The sequence below is a fragment of the Streptomyces katrae genome, from assembly GCF_000966975.1.
GTDB classification, from domain to species: domain Bacteria; phylum Actinomycetota; class Actinomycetes; order Streptomycetales; family Streptomycetaceae; genus Streptomyces; species Streptomyces katrae.
The window spans coordinates 43,639-66,364 of the sequence record NZ_JZWV01000003.1; the positions used below are offsets into that span (position 1 = coordinate 43,639).

The 22,726-nt window shown below is 69.7% G+C and carries 28 protein-coding genes; 27 read left to right on the plus strand and 1 reads right to left on the minus strand.

Features of this window, described 5'->3' with window-relative positions; genetic code table 11:
• Nucleotides 1–3 precede the first annotated feature (3 nt).
• The 22 genes from VR44_RS00340 (at nucleotide 4) to glmM (ending at nucleotide 16,219) form a co-directional block, all read left to right on the plus strand.
• On the plus strand, nucleotides 4–189 hold the full coding sequence (locus tag VR44_RS00340; RefSeq protein ID WP_003956452.1) for a type Z 30S ribosomal protein S14: 186 nt from the start codon (nucleotides 4–6) through the stop codon (nucleotides 187–189).
• A gap of 220 nt (nucleotides 190–409) precedes the next feature.
• A complete protein-coding gene (gene rpsH / locus VR44_RS00345; protein ID WP_042812335.1) occupies nucleotides 410–808 on the plus strand; it encodes a 30S ribosomal protein S8 in 399 nt (132 codons plus the stop codon).
• Nucleotides 809–828: 20 nt separating this feature from the next.
• Nucleotides 829–1,368, plus strand: coding sequence for a 50S ribosomal protein L6 (rplF, locus tag VR44_RS00350; protein ID WP_042812337.1), 540 nt, complete (start codon nucleotides 829–831; stop codon nucleotides 1,366–1,368).
• Between the two features lie 4 nt (nucleotides 1,369–1,372).
• Nucleotides 1,373–1,756 (plus strand): 50S ribosomal protein L18, encoded by a 384-nt coding sequence (gene rplR / locus VR44_RS00355; RefSeq protein WP_045945288.1) that lies wholly within the window; start codon nucleotides 1,373–1,375, stop codon nucleotides 1,754–1,756.
• A gap of 45 nt (nucleotides 1,757–1,801) precedes the next feature.
• Entirely contained in the window at nucleotides 1,802–2,404 is a 603-nt protein-coding gene (gene rpsE, locus VR44_RS00360; RefSeq protein ID WP_007265914.1) for a 30S ribosomal protein S5, read from the plus strand.
• Nucleotides 2,404–2,586, plus strand: a complete 183-nt coding sequence (rpmD, locus tag VR44_RS00365) for a 50S ribosomal protein L30 (RefSeq protein WP_005313525.1) — start codon at nucleotides 2,404–2,406, stop codon at nucleotides 2,584–2,586. The genes rpsE and rpmD overlap by 1 nt, the downstream gene beginning before the upstream one ends.
• A gap of 2 nt (nucleotides 2,587–2,588) precedes the next feature.
• Nucleotides 2,589–3,044, plus strand: a complete 456-nt coding sequence (rplO, locus tag VR44_RS00370; protein ID WP_042812339.1) for a 50S ribosomal protein L15 — start codon at nucleotides 2,589–2,591, stop codon at nucleotides 3,042–3,044.
• Between the two features lie 184 nt (nucleotides 3,045–3,228).
• The gene (gene secY, locus VR44_RS00375; protein WP_045945289.1) at nucleotides 3,229–4,542 is read left to right on the plus strand and encodes a preprotein translocase subunit SecY; all 1,314 of its coding nucleotides are present in this window, start codon (nucleotides 3,229–3,231) and stop codon (nucleotides 4,540–4,542) included.
• Nucleotides 4,542–5,189 (plus strand): adenylate kinase, encoded by a 648-nt coding sequence (locus VR44_RS00380; RefSeq protein WP_045945290.1) that lies wholly within the window; start codon nucleotides 4,542–4,544, stop codon nucleotides 5,187–5,189. The genes secY and VR44_RS00380 overlap by 1 nt, the downstream gene beginning before the upstream one ends.
• A gap of 168 nt (nucleotides 5,190–5,357) precedes the next feature.
• On the plus strand, nucleotides 5,358–6,209 hold the full coding sequence (gene map, locus VR44_RS00385) for a type I methionyl aminopeptidase (protein ID WP_045945291.1): 852 nt from the start codon (nucleotides 5,358–5,360) through the stop codon (nucleotides 6,207–6,209).
• 159 nt (nucleotides 6,210–6,368) lie between these two features.
• The gene (gene infA / locus VR44_RS00390; RefSeq protein ID WP_003956442.1) at nucleotides 6,369–6,590 is read left to right on the plus strand and encodes a translation initiation factor IF-1; all 222 of its coding nucleotides are present in this window, start codon (nucleotides 6,369–6,371) and stop codon (nucleotides 6,588–6,590) included.
• A gap of 62 nt (nucleotides 6,591–6,652) precedes the next feature.
• On the plus strand, nucleotides 6,653–6,766 hold the full coding sequence (gene rpmJ / locus VR44_RS00395; RefSeq protein ID WP_003956441.1) for a 50S ribosomal protein L36: 114 nt from the start codon (nucleotides 6,653–6,655) through the stop codon (nucleotides 6,764–6,766).
• 197 nt (nucleotides 6,767–6,963) lie between these two features.
• Nucleotides 6,964–7,344: a 30S ribosomal protein S13 gene (rpsM, locus tag VR44_RS00400; RefSeq protein WP_007265919.1), complete on the plus strand. Its 381-nt coding sequence runs from the start codon at nucleotides 6,964–6,966 to the stop codon at nucleotides 7,342–7,344.
• A 54-nt stretch (nucleotides 7,345–7,398) separates the two neighbouring features.
• Entirely contained in the window at nucleotides 7,399–7,803 is a 405-nt protein-coding gene (gene rpsK / locus VR44_RS00405) for a 30S ribosomal protein S11 (protein WP_003956432.1), read from the plus strand.
• 149 nt (nucleotides 7,804–7,952) lie between these two features.
• Nucleotides 7,953–8,975: a DNA-directed RNA polymerase subunit alpha gene (locus VR44_RS00410; RefSeq protein WP_045945292.1), complete on the plus strand. Its 1,023-nt coding sequence runs from the start codon at nucleotides 7,953–7,955 to the stop codon at nucleotides 8,973–8,975.
• Nucleotides 8,976–9,057: 82 nt separating this feature from the next.
• Nucleotides 9,058–9,525, plus strand: coding sequence for a 50S ribosomal protein L17 (gene rplQ / locus VR44_RS00415; RefSeq protein WP_045945293.1), 468 nt, complete (start codon nucleotides 9,058–9,060; stop codon nucleotides 9,523–9,525).
• 99 nt (nucleotides 9,526–9,624) lie between these two features.
• The gene (gene truA, locus VR44_RS00420) at nucleotides 9,625–10,476 is read left to right on the plus strand and encodes a tRNA pseudouridine(38-40) synthase TruA (protein ID WP_045945294.1); all 852 of its coding nucleotides are present in this window, start codon (nucleotides 9,625–9,627) and stop codon (nucleotides 10,474–10,476) included.
• A 50-nt stretch (nucleotides 10,477–10,526) separates the two neighbouring features.
• On the plus strand, nucleotides 10,527–12,146 hold the full coding sequence (locus VR44_RS00425; RefSeq protein WP_045945295.1) for an ATP-binding cassette domain-containing protein: 1,620 nt from the start codon (nucleotides 10,527–10,529) through the stop codon (nucleotides 12,144–12,146).
• A gap of 66 nt (nucleotides 12,147–12,212) precedes the next feature.
• Nucleotides 12,213–13,487: a glycosyltransferase family 87 protein gene (locus tag VR44_RS00430; protein WP_045945296.1), complete on the plus strand. Its 1,275-nt coding sequence runs from the start codon at nucleotides 12,213–12,215 to the stop codon at nucleotides 13,485–13,487.
• 236 nt (nucleotides 13,488–13,723) lie between these two features.
• The gene (gene rplM, locus VR44_RS00435) at nucleotides 13,724–14,167 is read left to right on the plus strand and encodes a 50S ribosomal protein L13 (RefSeq protein ID WP_045945297.1); all 444 of its coding nucleotides are present in this window, start codon (nucleotides 13,724–13,726) and stop codon (nucleotides 14,165–14,167) included.
• A gap of 41 nt (nucleotides 14,168–14,208) precedes the next feature.
• The gene (rpsI, locus tag VR44_RS00440) at nucleotides 14,209–14,724 is read left to right on the plus strand and encodes a 30S ribosomal protein S9 (protein WP_045945298.1); all 516 of its coding nucleotides are present in this window, start codon (nucleotides 14,209–14,211) and stop codon (nucleotides 14,722–14,724) included.
• A gap of 136 nt (nucleotides 14,725–14,860) precedes the next feature.
• The gene (gene glmM / locus VR44_RS00445; protein ID WP_045945299.1) at nucleotides 14,861–16,219 is read left to right on the plus strand and encodes a phosphoglucosamine mutase; all 1,359 of its coding nucleotides are present in this window, start codon (nucleotides 14,861–14,863) and stop codon (nucleotides 16,217–16,219) included.
• Between the two features lie 59 nt (nucleotides 16,220–16,278).
• Here glmM and coaA read toward each other — a convergent pair whose 3' ends face one another.
• The gene (coaA, locus tag VR44_RS00450) at nucleotides 16,279–17,301 is read right to left on the minus strand and encodes a type I pantothenate kinase (protein ID WP_045945305.1); all 1,023 of its coding nucleotides are present in this window, start codon (nucleotides 17,299–17,301) and stop codon (nucleotides 16,279–16,281) included.
• 280 nt (nucleotides 17,302–17,581) lie between these two features.
• Between coaA and VR44_RS00455 the strand changes: the two genes are divergently transcribed.
• The 5 genes from VR44_RS00455 to VR44_RS00475 form a co-directional block, all read left to right on the plus strand.
• Entirely contained in the window at nucleotides 17,582–18,349 is a 768-nt protein-coding gene (locus VR44_RS00455; RefSeq protein WP_045945300.1) for a hypothetical protein, read from the plus strand.
• Nucleotides 18,346–19,146, plus strand: coding sequence for a hypothetical protein (locus VR44_RS00460; RefSeq protein WP_045945301.1), 801 nt, complete (start codon nucleotides 18,346–18,348; stop codon nucleotides 19,144–19,146). The genes VR44_RS00455 and VR44_RS00460 overlap by 4 nt, the downstream gene beginning before the upstream one ends.
• A 115-nt stretch (nucleotides 19,147–19,261) precedes the next feature.
• Nucleotides 19,262–21,109 carry a glutamine--fructose-6-phosphate transaminase (isomerizing) gene (gene glmS / locus VR44_RS00465; protein ID WP_045945302.1) on the plus strand — a complete coding sequence of 616 codons (1,848 nt, stop codon included), beginning with the start codon at nucleotides 19,262–19,264 and terminating at the stop codon, nucleotides 21,107–21,109.
• 78 nt (nucleotides 21,110–21,187) lie between these two features.
• On the plus strand, nucleotides 21,188–21,556 hold the full coding sequence (locus VR44_RS00470; RefSeq protein WP_045945303.1) for a holo-ACP synthase: 369 nt from the start codon (nucleotides 21,188–21,190) through the stop codon (nucleotides 21,554–21,556).
• A gap of 28 nt (nucleotides 21,557–21,584) precedes the next feature.
• A partial coding sequence (locus VR44_RS00475; RefSeq protein ID WP_045945306.1) for an NAD(P)H-hydrate epimerase occupies nucleotides 21,585–22,726 on the plus strand: 1,142 nt, incomplete at its 3' end.

Sequence of the window (22,726 nt, forward strand, 5' to 3'; positions counted from 1 at the left end):
GAGATGGCGAAGAAGGCTCTCATCGCGAAGGCTGCCCGCAAGCCCAAGTTCGGTGTGCGTGCGTACACCCGCTGCCAGCGCTGCGGTCGCCCCCACTCCGTGTACCGCAAGTTCGGCCTGTGCCGCGTGTGCCTTCGTGAGATGGCTCACCGTGGCGAGCTGCCGGGCGTGACCAAGAGCTCCTGGTAAATCCCTTCACCCTTTGGGTGTTGAGGTTTTCCAGACGCTCTCGGTAAGCATCTGGGTCGGTGGAGGCCCAGCCCCCATGCCGTAGGCTTGTGGGGTTGGGCGTCCACCGCCCGTCGACTTACTACGCCGTAGGTCCCCGCGCCGCACCCGTCCCGCCCCTGTGTGGGGAGAGGGATGGCGCATACAGGAAACCCCGGCGAGAGAGGCCGAAGGCCGATTCATGACCATGACTGACCCGATCGCAGACATGCTGACTCGTCTGCGTAACGCAAACTCGGCGTACCACGACTCCGTCGTGATGCCGCACAGCAAGATCAAGTCGCACATCGCGGAAATCCTCAAGCAGGAGGGTTTCATCACCGGCTGGAAGGTCGAGGACGCCGAGGTCGGTAAGAACCTCGTCCTCGAGCTGAAGTTCGGTCCGAACCGCGAGCGCTCGATCGCCGGCATCAAGCGGATCTCGAAGCCGGGTCTGCGCGTGTACGCGAAGTCCACCAACCTGCCGAAGGTCCTCGGCGGCCTGGGCGTGGCGATCATCTCCACGTCCCACGGTCTCCTGACCGGCCAGCAGGCGCAGAAGAAGGGCGTGGGTGGGGAAGTCCTCGCCTACGTCTGGTAGTCGGGAACGGAGGAATAGCTATGTCTCGTATCGGCAAGCTCCCCATCCCGGTTCCCGCCGGCGTGGACGTCACCATCGATGGCCGCACGGTCACCGTCAAGGGCTCCAAGGGCTCCCTGACGCACACCGTCGCCGCCCCCATCGAGATCGTTAAGGGCGAGGACGGCGTTCTGAACGTCACCCGTCCGAACGACGAGCGTCAGAACAAGGCCCTCCACGGCCTGTCCCGCACGCTGGTGGCCAACATGATCACCGGTGTGACCACGGGATACACCAAGGCGCTCGAGATCAGCGGTGTCGGTTACCGCGTTGCCGCGAAGGGCTCCGACCTGGAGTTCCAGCTCGGCTACAGCCACCCGATCCTGGTGGAGGCGCCCGAGGGCATCTCCTTCAAGGTCGAGTCTCCGACCAAGTTCTCGGTCGAGGGCATCGACAAGCAGAAGGTCGGCGAGGTCGCGGCGAACATCCGCAAGCTGCGGAAGCCCGACCCGTACAAGGCCAAGGGCGTCAAGTACGCCGGCGAGGTCATCCGCCGCAAGGTCGGAAAGGCTGGTAAGTAAAGCCATGGCATACGGTGTGAAGATCGCCAAGGGCGACGCTTACAAGCGCGCTGCGAAGGCGCGCCGCCACATCCGCATCCGCAAGAACGTGTCGGGTACGGCGGAGCGTCCGCGCCTCGTCGTGACGCGTTCGAACCGCAACATCGTTGCCCAGGTCATCGACGACCTCAAGGGTCACACCCTTGCGTCCGCGTCGACCCTGGACACGTCGATCCGCGGTGGCGAGGGTGACAAGTCCGCGCAGGCCAAGCAGGTCGGCGCCCTGGTCGCCGAGCGCGCCAAGGCCGCCGGCGTCGAGGCCGTCGTGTTCGACCGCGGTGGCAACCGCTACGCCGGGCGCATTGCCGCTCTGGCTGACGCCGCCCGCGAAGCCGGGCTGAAGTTCTAAGCCCCGGTTCCGGGACTCACGGACGTAACAGAGAGAGGTAATCCAATGGCTGGACCCCAGCGCCGCGGCAGCGGTGCCGGTGGCGGCGAGCGGCGGGACCGGAAGGGTCGCGACGGTGGCGCTGCCGCCGAGAAGACCGCTTACGTTGAGCGCGTTGTCGCGATCAACCGCGTCGCCAAGGTTGTCAAGGGTGGTCGTCGCTTCAGCTTCACCGCGCTCGTCGTGGTGGGTGACGGTGACGGCACCGTAGGTGTCGGTTACGGCAAGGCCAAGGAAGTTCCCGCGGCCATCGCCAAGGGCGTCGAGGAAGCCAAGAAGAACTTCTTCAAGGTTCCCCGCATCCAGGGCACCATCCCGCACCCGATCCAGGGCGAGAAGGCGGCCGGCGTTGTCCTGCTGAAGCCTGCTTCCCCCGGTACCGGTGTTATCGCCGGTGGCCCGGTGCGCGCCGTTCTGGAGTGCGCCGGCGTTCACGACATCCTGTCGAAGTCGCTCGGCTCCGACAACGCGATCAACATCGTGCACGCGACCGTGGAGGCCCTCAAGGGCCTGCAGCGTCCCGAGGAGATCGCGGCTCGCCGTGGTCTGCCGCTCGAGGACGTCGCCCCCGCGGCTCTGCTCCGTGCGCGTGCAGGGGCGGGTGTGTGATGGCTCGCCTCAAGATCACGCAGACGAAGTCGTACATCGGCAGCAAGCAGAACCACCGCGACACCCTGCGTTCGCTCGGGCTCAAGCGCCTGAACGACGTGGTCGTCAAGGAGGACCGCCCCGAGTTCCGCGGCATGGTGCACACCGTCCGCCACCTCGTGACGGTTGAGGAGGTTGACTAATCATGGCTGAGAACAGCCCGCTGAAGGCCCACAACCTCCGTCCCGCCCCCGGTGCCAAGACCGCGAAGACCCGTGTGGGTCGCGGTGAGGCGTCGAAGGGTAAGACGGCTGGTCGTGGTACGAAGGGTACGAAGGCCCGCTACCAGGTTCCGCAGCGCTTCGAGGGTGGGCAGATGCCCCTCCACATGCGTCTGCCGAAGCTGAAGGGCTTCAAGAACCCGTTCCGCACCGAGTTCCAGGTTGTCAACCTGGACAAGCTCGGTGCCCTCTACCCCGAGGGTGGAGAGGTCACGGTGGCCGACCTGGTCGCCAAGGGCGCGGTTCGCAAGAACAGCCTCGTCAAGGTCCTGGGCCAGGGCGAGATCTCCGTGGCGCTGACGGTTTCGGTTGACGCCGTTTCCGCCTCCGCCAAGGAGAAGATTGCCGCCGCCGGCGGTTCCGTGACCGAGCTCGTCTAAGACGAACTCTGTGACAAATAGCTAAAACCCGACCGGGGATGCCTCACATATGGGGCATCCCCGGTTGGTCGTTCCACGGGGGGCGCAGTCGCCGGTAAGGTGGCCTGCACCTTTGCTTGTACGTAATCGTCGATCCTCAGACCGTCACCTCTGACGCAGTAGCGCGGGGGTCGCAGGAGGCACCGTGCTCACCGCGTTCGCCCGGGCGTTCAAGACGCCCGACCTGCGCAAGAAGCTGCTCTTCACGCTCGGCATCATCGTGCTGTATCGGCTCGGGTCCCACATCCCGGTACCCGGCGTGAGCTACAAGAACGTTCAGATCTGTGTGGACCAGATGGGGAGCAGCAACAGCCTCTTCGGTCTGGTCAACATGTTCAGCGGCGGCGCGCTGCTGCAGATCACGATCTTCGCGCTCGGCATCATGCCGTACATCACCGCGAGCATCATCCTGCAGCTGCTGACCGTGGTCATTCCGAAGCTGGAGAACCTCAAGAAAGAGGGACAGGCCGGCACCTCGAAGATCACTCAGTACACGCGCTATCTGACGGTCGCGCTCGCGATCCTCCAGGGCACCGGCCTCGTCGCCACCGCGCGTACCGGCGCCCTGTTCGGCAGCTGCCCGGTCGCTCGCGAGATCGTCCCGGACCGCTCGATCTTCACCACCATCACGATGGTGATCACCATGACCGCCGGTACCTGCATCGTCATGTGGCTCGGCGAGCTCATCACCGACCGCGGCATCGGCAACGGCATGTCGATCCTGATGTTCATCTCGATCGCGGCCGGCTTCGTCTCCGCCCTGTGGACGATCAAGCTCCAGGGCAAGATCGCTGGTGGCTGGGTGGAGTTCGCCGTCGTCATCCTCGTCGGTCTCGCGATGGTGGCCCTGGTGGTCTTCGTGGAGCAGGCCCAGCGCAGGATCCCCGTCCAGTACGCGAAGCGCATGATCGGGCGCCGCGCCTACGGGGGCACGTCCACCTACATCCCGCTCAAGGTGAACCAGGCCGGTGTCATCCCGGTCATCTTCGCCTCGTCGCTGCTGTACATCCCGGCCCTGATCGTGCAGTTCAGCGGCTCGACCGCCGGCTGGGCGACCTGGATCCAGAAGCACTTCGTCAAGGGCGACCACCCGTACTACATCGCCGCCTACTTCCTCCTGATCGTCTTCTTCGCGTTCTTCTACGTGGCGATCTCGTTCAACCCCGAGGAAGTTGCCGACAACATGAAGAAGTATGGTGGGTTCATCCCGGGCATCCGCGCCGGCCGGCCTACCGCTGAGTACCTGAGCTACGTACTCAACCGGATCACCTGGCCGGGGTCGCTGTACCTGGGTCTCATCGCTCTAGTGCCGACAATGGCGTTGGCCGGCTTCGGAGCGAACCAGAACTTCCCGTTCGGCGGGACGAGCATCCTGATCATCGTGGGTGTGGGTCTGGAAACCGTGAAGCAGATCGAGAGCCAGCTCCAGCAGCGCAACTACGAAGGGTTCCTCCGCTGATGCGAATCGTCCTCGTCGGACCCCCCGGGGCGGGCAAGGGAACGCAGGCCGCGTTCCTCGCCAAGAACCTGTCGATCCCGCACATCTCCACGGGCGACCTCTTCCGCGCCAACATCAGCCAGGGCACCGAGCTGGGCGTGCGGGCGAAGGCGTTCATGGACGCCGGTGAGCTCGTGCCGGACGAGATCACCATCGGTATGGCCAAGGACCGCATGGAGCAGCCGGACGCCGCGGGCGGCTTCCTGCTCGACGGCTTCCCGCGCAACGTCGCCCAGGCCGAGGCCCTGGACGAGATGCTGACCGGTGCCGGCATGAAGCTGGACGCCGTCCTCGACCTGGAGGTCGAGGAGGACGAGGTCGTCAAGCGCATCGCCGGCCGCCGGATCTGCCGCCGGGACTCCGCGCACGTCTTCCACGTGATCTACGCGGCGCCGAAGGTGGAGGGCGTCTGCGACAAGTGCGAGGGCGAGCTCTACCAGCGCGACGACGACTCCGAGGCCACGGTCCGCAACCGGCTGGAGGTCTACCACACGCAGACCGAGCCGATCATCGACTACTACAAGTCGCAGGGTCTGCTGGTGACCATCTCCGCCCTCGGTGAGGTGCACGAGATCACCAAGCGGGCGATGGACGCCCTGAAGAAGTAGTCACCCCCTGTTCTGCCGGTACGGCCGCGGTGTCCCAGCGACACCGCGGCCGTCTGCATGACACGGTTGTGACGGCAGCAACCGATAATTGAGCAACGACAGCGGAGAGCAACCACCTCCGCGAGAGCGGCGGCGGTTTAGCCGCAAAGACTGGGAAGGTCCGTTTTCATGGTTCAGCTGAAGACCCCCGAGCAGATCGCGAAGATGCGCGAGGCAGGGCTGGTCGTCGCCGCGATCCACGCGGCGACCCGTGAGGCGGCCGTGCCGGGCGCCACGACCCGGGACCTGGACATGGTGGCCCGCAAGGTCATCGCGGACGCCGGGGCGAAGTCGAACTTCCTCGGCTACGGCGGGTTCCCCGCGACCATCTGCACCTCGGTGAACGAGGTCGTCGTCCACGGCATCCCGGACGACAAGACGGTCCTCAAGGACGGCGACATCATCTCCATCGACGCCGGCGCCATCGTCGACGGCTGGCACGGGGACGCCGCCTACACGGCCTTCGTGGGCACCGGTCACGCTCCGGAGCTGGTCGAGCTCTCCCGGGTGACCGAGGAGTCGATGTGGGCCGGCATCGCGGCCATGAAGGCGGGCAACCGCCTCGTGGACATCTCGAAGGCGATCGAGGGCTACATCAAGCGCCAGCCCCGCCCGTCCACCGGTGAGCACAGCCTCGGCAGGTTCGGGATCATCGAGGACTACGGCGGCCACGGCATCGGCACCGAGATGCACATGGACCCGCACCTGCTGAACTACGTCTCGCGCAAGCGGGGCAAGGGCGTCAAGCTGGTCCCCGGGCTCTGCCTGGCGATCGAGCCGATGGTCTCCCTGGGCACCGCCCAGACGGAGGTACTCGCCGACGACTGGACGGTCATCACCACGGACGGCACCTGGTCCTCGCACTGGGAGCACTCGGTGGCCCTCACCGAGGCCGGTCCGATCGTCCTGACCAGCCCGGACTGCGGCAAGGCGAAGCTGGCGGAGTACGGCGTCACCACGGCGCCGGACCCCCTCGGCTGATCCGGGACCCCCTCGGGCAGCCGTCGGTTAATGATCTAGACTCTGGGGCAAACTTTCCGGATTCGTCTTTCTGGGTGCCCTGACGTAGACTGACTCGTCGGCTTACGTGCATTCGCATGTCCGTGAGCCGATCAAGGTAGCCGATTCGAAAGGCGAAGCGTGGCCAAGAAGCAAGGTGCCATCGAGATCGAGGGCACCGTGATCGAGTCCCTCCCGAACGCCATGTTCAAGGTGGAACTCCAGAACGGTCACAAGGTCCTCGCGCACATCAGCGGCAAGATGCGCATGCACTACATCCGCATCCTTCCTGATGACCGGGTCGTTGTGGAGCTGTCTCCCTACGACCTGACGCGTGGCCGGATCGTCTACCGATACAAGTAGATCTTGCCCCCGCACCCCGCTCCGGCGCGGGTGGTGGCACTGACCCGGAGAACCTCACCAACATGAAGGTCAAGCCGAGCGTCAAGAAGATCTGCGACAAGTGCAAGGTGATCCGCCGTCACGGCCGGGTCATGGTCATCTGCGACAACCTGCGCCACAAGCAGCGCCAGGGCTGACGCACGCCGACCGACCTGCCTTAACGCAGTTCTTCGCGCGACGTAAGAAAACGTACATAAGCAGAACCCGCCCAGCCCCCAGGGGCCGGCGGTACCTCCGGCGGGGGCCGGGGACCCGGACGTACCACCACCCATACGGGTGGTCGGCGGTCGGGAGCGGTTCTGTTGCAGACCCCCGAACACACAGGAGCCATTGAATGGCACGCGTTTCCGGTGTTGACATCCCGCGCGAAAAGCGTGTGGAGATCGCACTCACCTACGTCTTCGGTATCGGGCGCACCCGGTCCAAGGAGATCCTCGCCTCCACCGGCGTGAACCCGAACACCCGCGTTCGTGACCTGGCCGAAGAGGACCTCGTCAAGATCCGCGAGTACGTGGACGCCAACCTCCGTACCGAGGGTGACCTCCGCCGCGAGATCCAGGGCGACATCCGCCGCAAGATCGAGATCCAGTGCTACCAGGGCATCCGCCACCGTCGTGGCCTGCCCGTGCACGGTCAGCGCACCAGCACGAACGCGCGTACCCGCAAGGGCCCGCGTCGCGCGATCGCCGGCAAGAAGAAGCCGGGCAAGAAGTAGTCCTGTTCAGCGGTCTTGCGCTGTAGGACCGACCACCTCCCGTAGGAGTAAGAGATGCCCCCCAAGGGTCGTCAGGGCGCTGCCAAGAAGGTGCGCCGCAAGGAAAAGAAGAACGTCGCTCACGGGCACGCCCACATCAAGAGCACGTTCAACAACACGATCGTCTCGATCACGGACCCGTCCGGCAACGTGATCTCCTGGGCCTCCGCCGGCCACGTCGGCTTCAAGGGCTCGCGCAAGTCCACCCCCTTCGCCGCGCAGATGGCCGCCGAGTCGGCCGCCCGCCGCGCGCAGGAGCACGGCATGCGCAAGGTCGACGTCTTCGTCAAGGGTCCCGGCTCCGGCCGTGAGACCGCGATCCGCTCCCTCCAGGCCACCGGCCTCGAGGTCGGCTCGATCCAGGACGTCACCCCCACCCCGCACAACGGCTGCCGCCCGCCGAAGCGCCGCCGCGTCTGACGCAGCGGACGCACCTGTGCGTTCTTGAGTGTCCGGGCGGTGCGCCCCCTCCGGGGGACGTACCGCCCGTACCCTTGTAAGTCCGCGGCCCCTCCGGGCCGCACCTGTCGGGCGTCAAATAGTGGGCGTCCACGACTGAAGGAACAGACATGCTTATCGCTCAGCGTCCTTCGCTGACCGAAGAGGTCGTCGACGAGTACCGCTCGCGGTTCGTGATCGAGCCGCTGGAGCCGGGCTTCGGCTACACCCTCGGCAACTCCCTGCGCCGTACCCTCCTGTCCTCCATCCCGGGTGCCGCTGTCACCAGCATCCGCGTGGACGGCGTCCTGCACGAGTTCACCACCGTGCCGGGCGTCAAGGAAGACGTCACGGACATCATCCTCAACATCAAGCAGCTGGTCGTCTCCTCGGAGCACGACGAGCCGGTCGTGATGTACCTGCGCAAGCAGGGTCCCGGCCTGGTCACCGCTGCCGACATCGCGCCCCCGGCCGGTGTCGAGGTGCACAACCCGGACCTGGTCCTCGCCACGCTCAACGGCAAGGGCAAGCTGGAGATGGAGCTGACCGTCGAGCGCGGTCGCGGCTACGTCTCCGCCGTCCAGAACAAGCAGGCGGGCCAGGAGATCGGCCGTATCCCGGTCGACTCCATCTACTCGCCGGTTCTGAAGGTCACCTACAAGGTCGAGGCGACCCGAGTCGAGCAGCGCACCGACTTCGACAAGCTGATCGTCGACGTCGAGACCAAGCAGGCCATGCGCCCGCGCGACGCCATGGCGTCCGCCGGCAAGACCCTGGTCGAGCTGTTCGGTCTGGCCCGCGAGCTCAACATCGACGCCGAGGGCATCGACATGGGCCCGTCCCCGACGGACGCCGCCCTGGCCGCCGACCTGGCGCTGCCGATCGAGGAGCTCGAGCTCACCGTTCGGTCGTACAACTGCCTCAAGCGCGAGGGCATCCACTCCGTGGGTGAGCTCGTCGCCCGCTCCGAGGCCGACCTGCTCGACATCCGCAACTTCGGTGCGAAGTCGATCGACGAGGTCAAGGCGAAGCTCGCCGGCATGGGCCTGGCCCTCAAGGACAGCCCGCCCGGGTTCGACCCGACCGCCGCCGCCGACGCCTTCGGCGCGGACGACGACGCCGACGCCGGCTTCGTCGAGACCGAGCAGTACTAAGAAATGACTTCCCCGGGGCATCCGCCCCGGGGGAACTGACACCGGTACCTGACACGGCCGGTGCAGATATGAAGGAGTAACAATGCCGCGTCCCGCAAAGGGTGCCCGCCTGGGCGGCTCCGCCGCGCACGAGAAGCACCTCCTCGCGAACCTCGCGAAGGCCCTCTTCGAGCACGGCCGCATCACCACCACCGAGGCCAAGGCCCGCCGCCTGCGTCCCTACGCCGAGCGTCTGGTCACCAAGGCCAAGAAGGGCGACATCCACAACCGTCGCCTGGTGCTGCAGACGATCACGGACAAGAGCATCGTGCACACGCTGTTCACCGAGATCGCCCCGCGCTACGAGAACCGCCCCGGTGGTTACACGCGCATCACCAAGATCGGCAACCGTCGTGGCGACAACGCCCCGATGGCCGTGATCGAGCTGGTCGAGGCCCTCACGGTCGCCCAGCAGGCCACCGGCGAGGCCGAGGCCGCCACCAAGCGCGCCGTGAAGGAGGCCGAGGCTGCCGCCGAGGCTCCCGCCGCCGAGGAGACCAAGGAGGCCTGATCCCCCGGGATCACGCTTGCTTGATCGGCTCTGAACGGGCCCGCCCCTTCCCGGGGCGGGCCCGTTCTGCATTTCTGTGCGTCTGAGAGGATCTGTCACGTGAGTGACGAGGTGGAGCCCGGGCACGTCCGGGTACGGCTGGACCTGTCGTACGACGGCAAGGACTTCTCCGGCTGGGCGAAGCAGCGGACGCTGCGGACCGTCCAGGGCGAGCTGGAATCGGCCCTGAAGACCGTGATGCGGCTGCCCGAGCCGGTGGAGCTGACCGTCGCCGGCCGCACCGACGCCGGTGTGCACGCCCGTGGGCAGGTCGCGCAGTTCGACATCGCGGAGGAGGTGTGGGCCGAGCACGGCAGCCTGCTGCTGCGCCGCCTCGCCGGCCGCCTCCCGCACGACATCCGGGTGTGGAAGGTCGCCGAGGCCCCCGAGGGCTTCAATGCGCGGTTCTCCGCGATCTGGCGCCGCTACGCCTACCGCGTCGGCGACCACCAGGGCGGGGTGGACCCGCTGCGCCGCGGGCACGTGCTGTGGCACCAGTGGCCGCTGGACGTGGACGCCATGAACGAGGCCTCCCGCGCCCTGCTCGGCGAGCACGACTTCGCCGCGTACTGCAAGAAGCGCGAGGGCGCCACGACCATCCGCACCCTCCAGGAGCTCAGCTGGGTGCGGGCCGAGGACGGCATCGTGACGGCGACGGTCCGCGCCGACGCCTTCTGCCACAACATGGTCCGCTCCCTGGTCGGCGCCCTGCTGCACGTCGGTGACGGACACCGGCCCGTCGAGTGGCCCGGCCAGGTCCTGGCCGCGGCCGTACGGGACTCCTCGGTGCACGTGGTCAAGCCGCACGGGCTGACCCTGGAGGAGGTCGGCTACCCGGCGGACGAGCTGCTGGCCGCCCGCAGCAAGGAGGCGCGGAACATGCGCACCCTGCCGGGGAAGGGCTGCTGCTAGGCGCGTATTCCGTTTGGGTCCGGCGCCGCCGGACCTGGAGAATGCCCGGCATGGGACATCTCGAAGCCAGCCACCTGGAGTACTACCTGCCCGACGGACGGGTGCTGCTCCCCGACGTCTCCTTCCGGGTGGGGGAGGGGGCGGTGGTGGCCCTCGTGGGGGCCAACGGCGCCGGCAAGACCACCCTGCTGAAGCTGATCTCCGGTGAGCTCCAGCCGCACGGCGGCGGGGTCACCATCGGCGGTGGCCTCGGCGTGATGTCCCAGTTCGTGGGCTCGGTGCGGGACGAGTCGACCGTACGGGACCTGCTGGTCTCGGTGTCCCAGCCGCGGATCCGGGAGGCGGCGAAGGCCGTGGACCGGGCCGAGGAGCTGATCCTCACCGTGGACGACGAGGCCGCGCAGATGGCCTACGCCCAGGCCCTCAGCGACTGGGCCGACGTCCAGGGCTACGAGGCGGAGACGCTCTGGGACGTCTGCACGATGGCCGCGCTGGCCATCCCGTACGACCAGGCGCAGTTCCGCCAGGTGCGCACGCTCTCCGGCGGTGAGCAGAAGCGGCTCGTGCTGGAGGCGCTTCTGCGCGGGCCGGACGAGGTGCTGCTGCTCGACGAGCCGGACAACTACCTGGACGTCCCGGGCAAGCGGTGGCTGGAGGAGCAGCTGCGGGCCACCCGCAAGACGGTGCTGTTCGTCTCCCACGACCGGGAGCTGCTCACCCAGGCCGCCGAGAAGATCATCAGCCTGGAGGCGAGCCCGATGGGCTCCGACGTCTGGGTGCACGGCGCCGGCTTCGGCACGTACCACGAGGCCCGCAAGGAGCGTTTCGCCCGCTTCGAGGAGCTCAAGCGGCGCTGGGACGAGGAGCACGCCCGGCTGAAGGCCCTGGTGCTGCGGCTGCGCAACCAGGCGGCGAGCAGCCCCGACATGGCCTCGCGGTACCACGCGATGCAGACCCGCTTCAAGAAGTTCGAGGAGGCGGGTCCGCCGCCGGAGCCGCCGCGGGAGCAGGACATCAAGATGCGGCTCAAGGGCGGCCGTACGGGCGTGCGCGCGCTGACGGTGGAGAACCTGGAGCTGACCGGGCTGATGAAACCGTTCTCCCTGGAGGTCTTCTACGGGGAGCGGGTCGCGGTGCTGGGCTCGAACGGCTCCGGCAAGTCGCACTTCCTGCGGCTGCTGGCGGGGGAGGACGTCAAGCACACCGGTGTCTGGAAGCTGGGCGCGCGGGTGGTTCCCGGCCATTTCGCGCAGACCCACGCCCATCCGGAGCTGTTCGGCCGGACCCTCGTGGACATCCTGTGGACGGAGGCGGCCAAGCCCCTGGGCCAGGCGATGGGGGCCCTGCGCCGCTACGAGCTGGAGCGGCAGGCGGAGCAGCCGTTCGAGCGGCTCTCGGGCGGCCAGCAGGCGCGGTTCCAGATCCTGCTGCTGGAACTGGCCGGGACGACGGCGCTGCTGCTGGACGAGCCGACCGACAACCTCGACCTGGAGTCGGCGGAGGCCCTGCAGGACGGTCTGGAGTCGTACGAGGGCACGGTGCTGTGCGTGACGCACGACCGCTGGTTCGCGCGCACGTTTGACCGTTATTTGGTCTTCGGTTCAGACGGTGTTGTACGGGAGACCCAGGAGCCCGTGTGGGACGAACGTAGGGTCGACCGGAAGCGCTAGGGGGCCGACCTCCCCCGCGCGGGTCGACGGGGAGGCGTCGTGGGGCTGCGGCCTAGCATCTGGCTCATGCGCATCTGGCTGACGGGGAGTGGCCGGCCGGTCACGGGGGACCGGCTGGTGTCCTGGCTGCTCCGGCCCGCGCCGCGGTCCTGGCGGGTGGTGGCGCTGGTGGCGCTGGTGACCGTGTCGGTGTCGACGAGCCTGCGGGCGAACTGGGGCTCGGACAACGCGTTCGTGGTCAAGGCGGCGGACGCGCTGCTGGAGGGGGTCTCCCCGTACGAGGACAAGCGCTTCCTGTACCTGCCCAGTGCCGTGCTCGTGGCGGTGCCGGAGGCGCTGGTGCCCACGGGGCTGCTGCGCTGGCTGCTGCCGGCGGGGATCTCGGGGCTGGTGGCCCTCGGGTGGTGGGCGTCGCTGCGGCTGTTCTCGGTGCCGGTGCGCTCGCGGTTCGCGGTCGCCGGGCTGGGGCTGCTGGGGACGGTGTACAAGCCGTACCTGAACCTGGTGCTGATCGGGAACTGGACGGCGGTCTCGGCGGCGGCCCTGCCGGTGGCGCTGCTGCTGGCGCACCGCCGGTCCTGGGTGGCCGCGGGGCTGGTGGTGGGGCTGGCGATCGCCTGCAGGCCGATGCTGGTGCCGGCCGGGCTGCTGTTCGTGCTGGCCCGGCGGTGGCGGGGGCTGGCGGTGGCGGTGGCCGTGCCGGCGGGGCTGTCGCTGGCGGGGGCGCTGCTGATGCCGAGCCCGACGCTGTTCTTCACCAAGACGCTGCCGTTCCTGTTCCAGGGGCAGGACGCGTACGCGCTGCCCTGGGACGCCTCGCCGATCGCGGTGCTGCCCCGGCTGGGGGTGCCGCAGGCGGTGGCGGTGACGGTCGCCTTCGCGGGGGCCGGGGCCGTGCTGTGGGGGGCCTGGCGGCGCTGGCACCGGCCGGATTCCGCCGAGGTGGACGGGGGAGAGCTGAGGCTGGCGGAGACGGCCTGCATGGTGATGCTCGCCGCATTCCTGGTCTCCCGTCCCTCCTTCGACCACTACCTGCTGGTGGTGCTGCCGCTGCTGCTGGCGTCGGGGGTGCGGCCGGGCTCGATGCCCCGCTCGCCCTGGTTCTGGCTGGCGCTGACGCCCCAGCTGGCGCTGGTCCCGTGGCCCTCGGAGCTGGCCCACAAGAGGCGTGCGTTCAAGGACGCGGCGACCCTGTGCGGGCTCGCGTATCTGCTGGGGCGTCGTGCACTGCCCTCCGGTCGGGTTATTCTGATCCCAGTAACAACTGCGGGGTCCCCACCCAGGACCGAACCGGAGTGCGCCGCGACGCCAGCAGAATCGGCATCGCGGACCGCGTTTTGACCCGTACGGGTCTGAATGGGTATCCTGCTGGTTTGTTATGCGTATTGGCTTTCTCATTCTCACGTGAAAGGGCCTTACGCCGGTCCACCGGACCGATGACCAGCGGTTTTCACTCGGGTGCGTCCCCGATGTGAACGAGGGCTGTCGTGATCGTCCGTGGTGACCCTGTCAGGACCCTTCCCTCAGGGCCAGCGCCCTATGGGATGACCCACCACTGAAGAAGCGAAGGCATACGCGTGCGTACGTACAGCCCCAAGCCCGGCGACATCTCGCGCCAGTGGCTCGTCATCGACGCCCAGGACGTCGTCCTCGGCCGTCTGGCGACCCAGGCCGCTGCCCTCCTCAAGGGCAAGCACAAGCCGACCTACGCCCCCCACATGGACATGGGCGACTTCGTCATCGTCATCAACGCCGACAAGGTCCACCTGTCCGGCAACAAGGCCTCCCAGAAGATGGCCTACCGCCACTCCGGCTTCCCGGGCGGTCTGCGCTCCGTGCGTTACGACGACCTGCTGGCGAACAACCCGGAGAAGGCCGTCGAGAAGGCCGTCAAGGGCATGCTCCCCAAGAACTCCCTGGGCCGTCAGATGCTCTCGAAGCTGAAGGTCTACTCGGGCGACCAGCACCCGCACGCTGCCCAGCAGCCGGTGCCGTTCGAGATCACCCAGGTCGCGCAGTAGTTCCGGCCACCCCCTAAACACAGAGAATTCTGAGGAGCATCGTGGCCGAGACCACCGCTGAGACCCCCGTCGACGAGTTCGAGGGCGTCGAGGAGTACACCACCGAGTCGGACGTCGTCGTCGAGGGCGACTACACCTCCGAGTCCCTTGCCGGTCGCTTCGGCGACCCCCAGCCGGCCGCCGGCCTGGGCCGTCGCAAGAACGCCATCGCCCGCGTCCGGATCGTTCCGGGCACCGGCAAGTGGAAGATCAACGGTCGCACCCTTGAGGACTACTTCCCCAACAAGGTGCACCAGCAGGAAGTCAACGAGCCCTTCAAGCTCCTCGAGCTTGACGGCCGCTACGACGTCATCGCCCGCATCTCGGGTGGCGGCGTCTCTGGTCAGGCCGGCGCCCTGCGCCTCGGCGTGGCCCGCGCGCTGAACGAGGCGGACGTGGACAACAACCGCCCGGCGCTGAAGAAGGCCGGCTTCCTCTCCCGCGACGACCGTGCGGTCGAGCGCAAGAAGGCCGGTCTCAAGAAGGCCCGTAAGGCTCCGCAGTACAGCAAGCGTTAATCTGCGCCTGCTGTTCAGCAACGAAACCGCCCCGGCAGCACTCTCTGTGCTGTCGGGGCGGTTCGTTTACCGCCAAAAGCGGCAAACAACTGTCACTAGCGGTCACCAAGCGAAGCGTGAACTCGGGAGGACAACAGTGGGACGACTCTTCGGGACGGACGGTGTACGAGGCGTCGCCAACGCGGATCTGACGGCTGAGCTCGCGCTCGGCCTCTCCGTGGCGGCCGCGCACGTACTGGCCGAGGCGGGCACCTTCGCGGGCCACCGCCCCACGGCCGTGGTCGGCCGTGACCCCCGCGCATCGGGCGAGTTCCTGGAGGCCGCGGTCGTCGCGGGCCTCGCCAGCGCCGGCGTGGACGTCCTGCGCGTCGGTGTGCTGCCCACCCCCGCGGTGGCGTATCTCACCGGTGCGCTGGGCGCCGACCTCGGCGTGATGCTCTCCGCGAGCCACAACGCCATGCCCGACAACGGCATCAAGTTCTTCGCGCGCGGCGGCCACAAACTCGCCGACGAGCTCGAGGACAAGATCGAGGCCGTCTACGAGGAGCACCGCACCGGCGCTCCCTGGGACCGGCCCACCGGCTCCGGCGTCGGCCGGGTCTCGGACTACGACGAGGGCTTCGACAAGTACGTCGCCCACCTGATCGGCGTCCTGCCCAACCGCCTCGACGGCCTGAAGATCGTCCTGGACGAGGCCCACGGCGCGGCCGCCCGCGTCTCCCCGGAGGCCTTCACCCGGGCGGGCGCCGAGATCGTCACCATCGGCGCCGAGCCCGACGGCCTGAACATCAACGACGGCTGCGGCTCCACCCACCTCGACCTGCTCAAGAGCGCCGTGGTCGAGCACGGGGCGGCCCTCGGCATCGCCCACGACGGGGACGCCGACCGCTGCCTCGCCGTGGACGCCGACGGCAACGAGATCGACGGCGACCAGATCCTCGCGGTGCTCGCCCTCGCCATGCGCGAGGCCGGGCAGCTGCGCGAGAACACCGTCGTCGCCACCGTCATGTCGAACCTGGGCTTCAAGCTGGCCATGGAGGCCGAGGGCGTCCAGCTCGTCCAGACCGCCGTCGGCGACCGGTACGTCCTGGAGTCGATGAAGGAGCACGGGTACGCGCTGGGCGGCGAGCAGTCCGGCCACGTGATCATCCTCGACCACGCCACCACCGGCGACGGCACCCTCACCGGCCTCATGCTGGCCGCCCGGGTCGCCGCCACCGGCCGCTCCCTGGCCGACCTCGCCGGGGTCATGACCCGGCTGCCGCAGGTCCTGATCAACGTCAAGGACGTCGACAAGTCCCGCGTCTCCACCTCCGCCGAGCTGGCGGCGGCCGTCACCGAGGCGGAGCGGGAGCTCGGGTCCACCGGACGGGTGCTGCTGCGCCCCTCGGGCACCGAGCCCCTCGTACGGGTGATGGTGGAGGCCGCCGACATCGAGCAGGCCCGCGCGGTCGCCGGGCGGCTCGCCGACGCGGTGAAGTCGGCCCTCGGCTAGGACATGGCCGGCCGCGGCCGCTCGGGGACTACTGCCCCGCAGCGGCCGCGGCGGTGTTTTCAGAGCTTGCGCAGGCTCAGCTTCGTGACCTTGTGGTCGGGGCCCTTGCGGACGACGAGGGTGGCGCGGCCGCGCGTGGGGGCCACGTTCTCCAGCAGGTTGGGCTTGTTGATGGTCCGCCACATCGTCTGCGCGTACTCCAGCGCCTCCTCCTCCGAGACCTGGGTGTACTTGCGGAAGTAGGAGAACGGGTTCTGGAACGCGGTCTCGCGCAGCTTCCGGAAGCGGTTGAGGTACCAGCGCTCGATGTCCTCGGGGCGGGCGTCCACGTACACGCTGAAGTCGAAGTAGTCGGCGAGGCCGACCCGGGTGCGGCCGTCCTTGCCGGGCAGGGCCGGCTGCAGGACGTTGAGCCCCTCGACGATGAGGATGTCCGGGCGGCGCACGACGAGCCGCTCGTCCGGGACGATGTCGTAGATCAGGTGCGAGTACACCGGGGCGGTGACCTCGTCCTTGCCGGCCTTGATGTCGGCGACGAACTTGGTGAGCGCCCGGCGGTCGTAGGACTCTGGGAAGCCCTTGCGGGAGGTCAGGCCGCGGCGCTGGAGCTCCTTCATCGGGTAGAGGAACCCGTCGGTGGTGACCCGCTCGACGCGCGGGTGCTCGGGCCAGCGGGCCAGGAGGGCCTGGAGGAGACGGGCCACGGTGGACTTGCCGACGGCGACCGAGCCGGCGACGCCTATGACGAACGGGGTGCCCTGCTGGGCCCCGTGCCCGTTGCCGCCCGCGTCACCGAGGAAGGTGTTCAGGGTGCCGCGCAGGTTGCTGGTGGCGCCGACGTACAGGTTGAGCAGCCGGGAGAGCGGGAGGTAGACGTCCCGCACCTCGTCGAGGTCGATGACGTCGCCGAGGCCGCGCAGCCGCTCGACCTCCTCCGCCGTCAGCGGCAGCGGGGTCCGCTCGCGCAGGGCGCTCCACTCGGCCCGCGTGAGGTCGACGTAGGGCGAGGGCTCGGGCACCCGGCGGGGACCGGGACGCTCCGTTGCGTGCTCCGGCGTACAGCGCGTCGGCGATGTGATCACACCGCCCATTGTCGGGGCTCGGGGGCCCTCGTGGGTGGTGGGGTCGGTCACGTGGCGGGCCGGGCGGCGGGAACGCCCAGGTGGCGCGGCGGCGGCCGAGCGGGTCTCGATCGGAAGCCCGTCCTGTCTCGTGCCGATCACGATTTCCCGGTGTGACCAGGAAGATCCCGCGGATGTGCCATTAACACCGGTCACGTGATCGAGCAAGTCGTACATTGTTCGTCACCGCGACGTTGACCGGCGTCCCGCGGTGATCTGCTTCATGGGGGAGAGCTTTCACGTGGGTACCACGTCCGTCCGCCGCGGCGTCCTGGCAGCGGCCGCCGTTTCCTTGTGCCTGCTGGCCACCGCATGCGACTCGGGGGGCTCCGCCGCGGCCGGCGGGGGGAGCGGGGAGGTGCGCACCGAGGCCGCGCCGGGGGGTACGGCGAAGTCGGCGGCGGCCCTGACCAGGATGCTGGTCGCCCCCGCGGACCTGCCGGAGTACACGGTGGAGGAGAAGTTCCGGAAGACCGGTCCGGAGCAGAAGGCCGAGACCGACAAGGCGGCCTGCGAACCGCTCGTCCGGGCGCAGGCGCGCATGCCGCTCGGCAAGGTGGGGGGCACCGCCGGCGTCGCCGTCCTCGGGAAGCCCGAACCGGCCCCCGCCGACGCGAGCGAGGACGAGAAGCTCGACGCGCTGCGCCAGAGCGCGGGGAGGAAGGGGACCACCGTCTTCCTGGACTCCTACGCCGGCAAGGGCGCCGAAGAGGCCTTCGCGGCGGTCAAGGGCGCCGTCACGGCCTGCGCGGGCGGCTACACGGCCTTCGGCGGGCCCAAGGCCGTCAGGGTCGAGCAGGTGCTGCCCGTCCCCCAGGACCCGGCCGGGGACGAGTCGCTGGCCTTCCGGCTGGTGCTGGGCATGGGGGACGGCCAGAAGACGAACGTGCAGTTCGTGTTCGTCCGCAAGGGTGATGTCCTGGCCACCTTCGAGGTGCTGAGCCTGCTCGGTGACGCCCCGCAGCCGCCCAAGGCGGTCGTCGAGGCTCAGTCCAAGAAGCTCGTATGAGAGCCGGGCGCGCGCGGCGCGCGGCCGCCGGAGCCGTCTCGGGGCTGGCACTGGCCGTGCTGGCCACCGGATGCGGAGCCGGCCGGCCCACCGTGATCGTGGTGGAGGAGGGCGGGCCGGCGGCCGAGCTGCCGGTGTCCGACCCGGCCGACGGTCCCGCCCGCAAGGGGCGGCAGGCGGGTCCCGCGCAGAAGGGCCGGCCGCAGGAGGCCCCGGAGCGCCTGCTGGTCGCCCAGGGGGACCTGCTGGACCACAAGGTCACCCCGGAGGCCCACGACAGCGCCCCTGCGGGCGTGGACCGGCCCGAGTGCCGGGACCTGGCCCGCGCCGTCGAGGGGTTCCTGCCGGCGGGGCGGACCGGCTGGGCCAGGGCCTCGGTGGTCGCGGTGGCGTCGGCGCTGCCGGACGACGCGTCGGAGGGGCAGAAGAGGGCGGCCGCGCTGGACGCCGCCAGCTCCACGGTGACGGTGGTGACCCTCGGCTCGTACGCCGCGGAGGCCGCCCACGGGCACTTCGCCGAGGTGCAGGCGGCGGGGCGGGCCTGTGAGGGCGGCTACGCGGCGACGGTGAACGGGGAGACCTTCACCGTGACCCGGGTCGTCCCGCACGCCGCGTACGGCGGTGACGAGGCGCTGGCCTACACCGTCGAGGCGGAGCGCGACGGGGAGCCGTACCAGACGGAGCTGATGGTGGTCCGCAAGGGTGGCACGCTCGTGAACTTCCACGCGAGCAGGCTGTCCGGCGAGGCGCAGCTGGCGGCTCCCGCGATCGAGGCACAGGTCAGGAAGCTGGGCTGACGGTCCGGCAGGGGCCGGACCGGTGTGAACCCCGCTCCGGTGGATTCGCCGGAGCGGGGTTTTCGTCCTGTTCGGGTACCCGACAGCGGCCCAACTCAGGCGTACCCTGCGCCCTATGTGCGGAATTGTGGGATACGTGGGAGCGCAGTCGGCGCTCGATGTGGTCATCGCCGGACTGAAGCGGCTGGAGTACCGCGGCTACGACTCGGCCGGGGTCGCCGTCCTCGCGGACGGCGGGCTCGCCAGTGCCAAGAAGGCCGGGAAACTCGTCAACCTGGAGAAGGAGCTGGTGGCGCAGCCGCTGCCGCCGGGTTCCACGGGCCTGGGGCACACCCGGTGGGCGACCCACGGCGGCCCCACCGACGTCAACGCCCACCCGCACCTGGACAACTCCGGCCGGGTGGCCGTCGTCCACAACGGCATCATCGAGAACTTCGCGGCCCTGCGCGCCGAACTGGCCGAGCGCGGGCACCGGCTGGAGTCCGAGACGGACACCGAGGTCGTCGCGCACCTGCTGGCCGAGCACTTCGGGGCGGGGGCCGGGCTGGCGGAGGCGATGCGGCAGGTGTGCCGGCGGCTCGAAGGGGCGTTCACCCTGGTCGCGGTGCACGCCGACGAGCCCGGCGTGGTGGTCGGCGCACGCCGGAACTCCCCCCTGGTGGTGGGCGTTGGGGAGGGTGAGAACTTCCTCGCCTCGGACGTGGCCGCGTTCATCGCCCACACCCGGTCCGCGATCGAGCTGGGGCAGGACCAGGTCGTCGAGCTCCGCCGCGACGGGGTCTCGGTGACCGGTTTCGACGGTTCGCCCGCGACCGTGCGGGCCTACCACGTGGACTGGGACGCCTCGGCGGCCGAGAAGGGGGGTTATGACTACTTCATGCTCAAGGAGATCGCCGAGCAGCCGAAGGCTGTCGCCGACACCCTCCTGGGCAGGATCGACGCGAGCGGTCTGCTGACCCTCGACGAGGTGCGCATCCCCGCCTCGGTGCTCCGTGAGGTCGACAAGGTCGTGATCGTGGCGTGCGGTACCGCCTACCACGCGGGCATGATCGCGAAGCTGGCCATCGAGCACTGGACCCGCATCCCGTGCGAGACCGAGCTGGCCAGCGAGTTCCGCTACCGCGACCCGATCCTGGACCAGCGGACGCTGGTGATCGCGATCTCGCAGTCCGGCGAGACCATGGACACCCTGATGGCCCTGCGCCATGCCCGCGAGCAGGGTGCCCGGGTGCTGGCCGTCTGCAATACGAACGGGTCGACCATCCCGCGCGAGTCGGACGCCGTGCTGTACACGCACGCCGGGCCGGAGGTGGCCGTCGCCTCGACCAAGGCGTTCCTGACCCAGCTGGTGGCCTGCTACCTCGTCGCCCTGTACCTGGGCCAGGTGCGCGGGACCAAGTGGGGCGACGAGATCGAGACGGTGATCCGGGAGCTGTCGGACATCGCGGCGGCCGTCGACCGGGTCCTGGAGACGATGGAGCCGGTCCGGGCCCTGGCGCGTTCGCTGGCCGACAAGGACACCGTGCTGTTCCTCGGCCGGCACGTCGGGTACCCGGTGGCGCTGGAGGGCGCGCTCAAGCTCAAGGAGCTGGCGTACATGCACGCCGAGGGCTTCGCGGCGGGCGAGCTCAAGCACGGGCCGATCGCGCTGATCGAGGAGGACCTGCCGGTGGTGGTCGTCGTCCCGTCGCCGCGCGGCCGTTCCGTCCTGCACGACAAGATCGTCTCGAACATCCAGGAGATCCGGGCGCGGGGGGCGCGGACCATCGTCATCGCGGAGGAGGGCGACGACGCGGTCGTGCCGTACGCCGACCACCTGATCCGCATCCCGGCGACCCCGACGCTGCTGCAGCCGCTGGTGGCTACGGTCCCGCTCCAGGTGTTCGCGTGCGAGCTGGCCACCGCGCGCGGCAACGAGGTGGACCAGCCGCGTAACCTCGCGAAGTCGGTGACCGTGGAGTGAGCGGAGCGCACGGAGCGGGTCGCCGACAATGGGACGCAGTGGTGACCGTGGAGTGAGCGAGCAGTAGGGGTAGTTGCTGTGATTGTCGGTGTGGGGATTGACGTGGCCGAGATCGCCCGGTTCGGCGCGGCGCTGGAGCGGACACCGCAGATGGCGGAGCGGCTCTTCCTCCACACCGAGTTGACGCTGCCGAGCGGCGAGCGGCGCGGAGTCGCCTCGCTCGCCGCCCGGTTCGCGGCGAAGGAGGCCCTGGCCAAGGCACTGGGCGCGCCCGGCGGCCTGCTGTGGACGGACGCCGAGGTGTACGTCGAGGACAGCGGGCAGCCCCGGCTGCGGGTGTCCGGCACCGTCGAGGCCCGGGCGCGGGCCCTCGGGGTGAAGTCCTGGCACATCTCGCTGAGCCATGACGCCGGGATCGCGTCGGCGGTGGTGATCGCCGAGGGCTGACGCCCGCCGTGTACGGCACGCTGGTGGCATGCGTACTGCTTACAGCGTGGAGACCGTACGGGCCGCCGAGCGCGAGCTGATGGCCCGTCTGCCGGAGGGCGCCCTGATGGCGCGGGCCGCGGCCGGGCTGGCCGCCGTGTGCGCGGAGCTGCTGGCCGGGATCCGGGGACGGGTCTACGGGGCCCGTGTGGTGCTGCTGGTCGGGCCCGGCGACAACGGCGGCGACGCCCTGTACGCGGGCGCGCGGCTGGCGCGGCGCGGGGCCGGGGTGACCGCGGTCCCGATGGACCCCGAACGGATGCACCCGGGCGGGCTGGCCGCGCTGCGGGCCGCCGGGGGACGGGTCGGGGACTCGGTGCCGCGGCGGGCCGACCTGGTCGTGGACGGGCTGCTCGGGATCGGCGGCCGCGGCGGGCTGCGGCCGGCCGCGGCGGCGCTGGCGGAGCGGATCCCGGCCGGGGCGGTGGTGGTCGCGGTGGACCTGCCGAGCGGGGTGGACGCGGACACCGGGGAGGTGTCCGGCCCGGCGGTGACGGCCGACGTGACGGTGACCTTCGGCGCGTACAAGCCGGGGCTGCTGACCGATCCGGGGGCTTCGCGGGTGGGCGCGGTGCGGCTGGTGGACATCGGGCTGGACTTCGGGGACCGCGCCGTCGCGATGGAGGCGCTGCAACACGCCGACGTGGCGCGGCTGCTGCCGGTGCCGACGGCGTCGAGCGACAAGTACCGGCGGGGCGTCGTCGGGGTCGTCGCCGGGTCGGAGCAGTACCCGGGCGCGGCGGTGCTCGCCGTGGCGGGGGCCCTGCGGGGCGGTGCGGGCGCGGTGCGGTACGTGGGGCCGGCGGCGGAGGCCGTGCTGGCGCGTTTCCCCGAGGTGCTGGTGGGCCGGGGCCGGGTGCAGTCCTGGGTGGTCGGTCCGGGGCTGGGCGCGGGGCGCGAGGCGGAGGTCGGGCGGGCCCTTGCGGACGCCGACGTGCCGGTGCTGGTCGACGCCGACGGGCTGCGCGGGCTGGACGCCGAGGTGGTGCGGGGGCGCCGGGCCGCGACGCTGCTGACCCCGCACGCGGGGGAGGCGGCGGCGCTGCTGGGGGCGCCGCGGGAGGCGGTGGAGGCCGGGCGGCTGGGCGCCGTACGGGAGTTGGCGGGCCGGTACGGGGCGGCGGTGCTGCT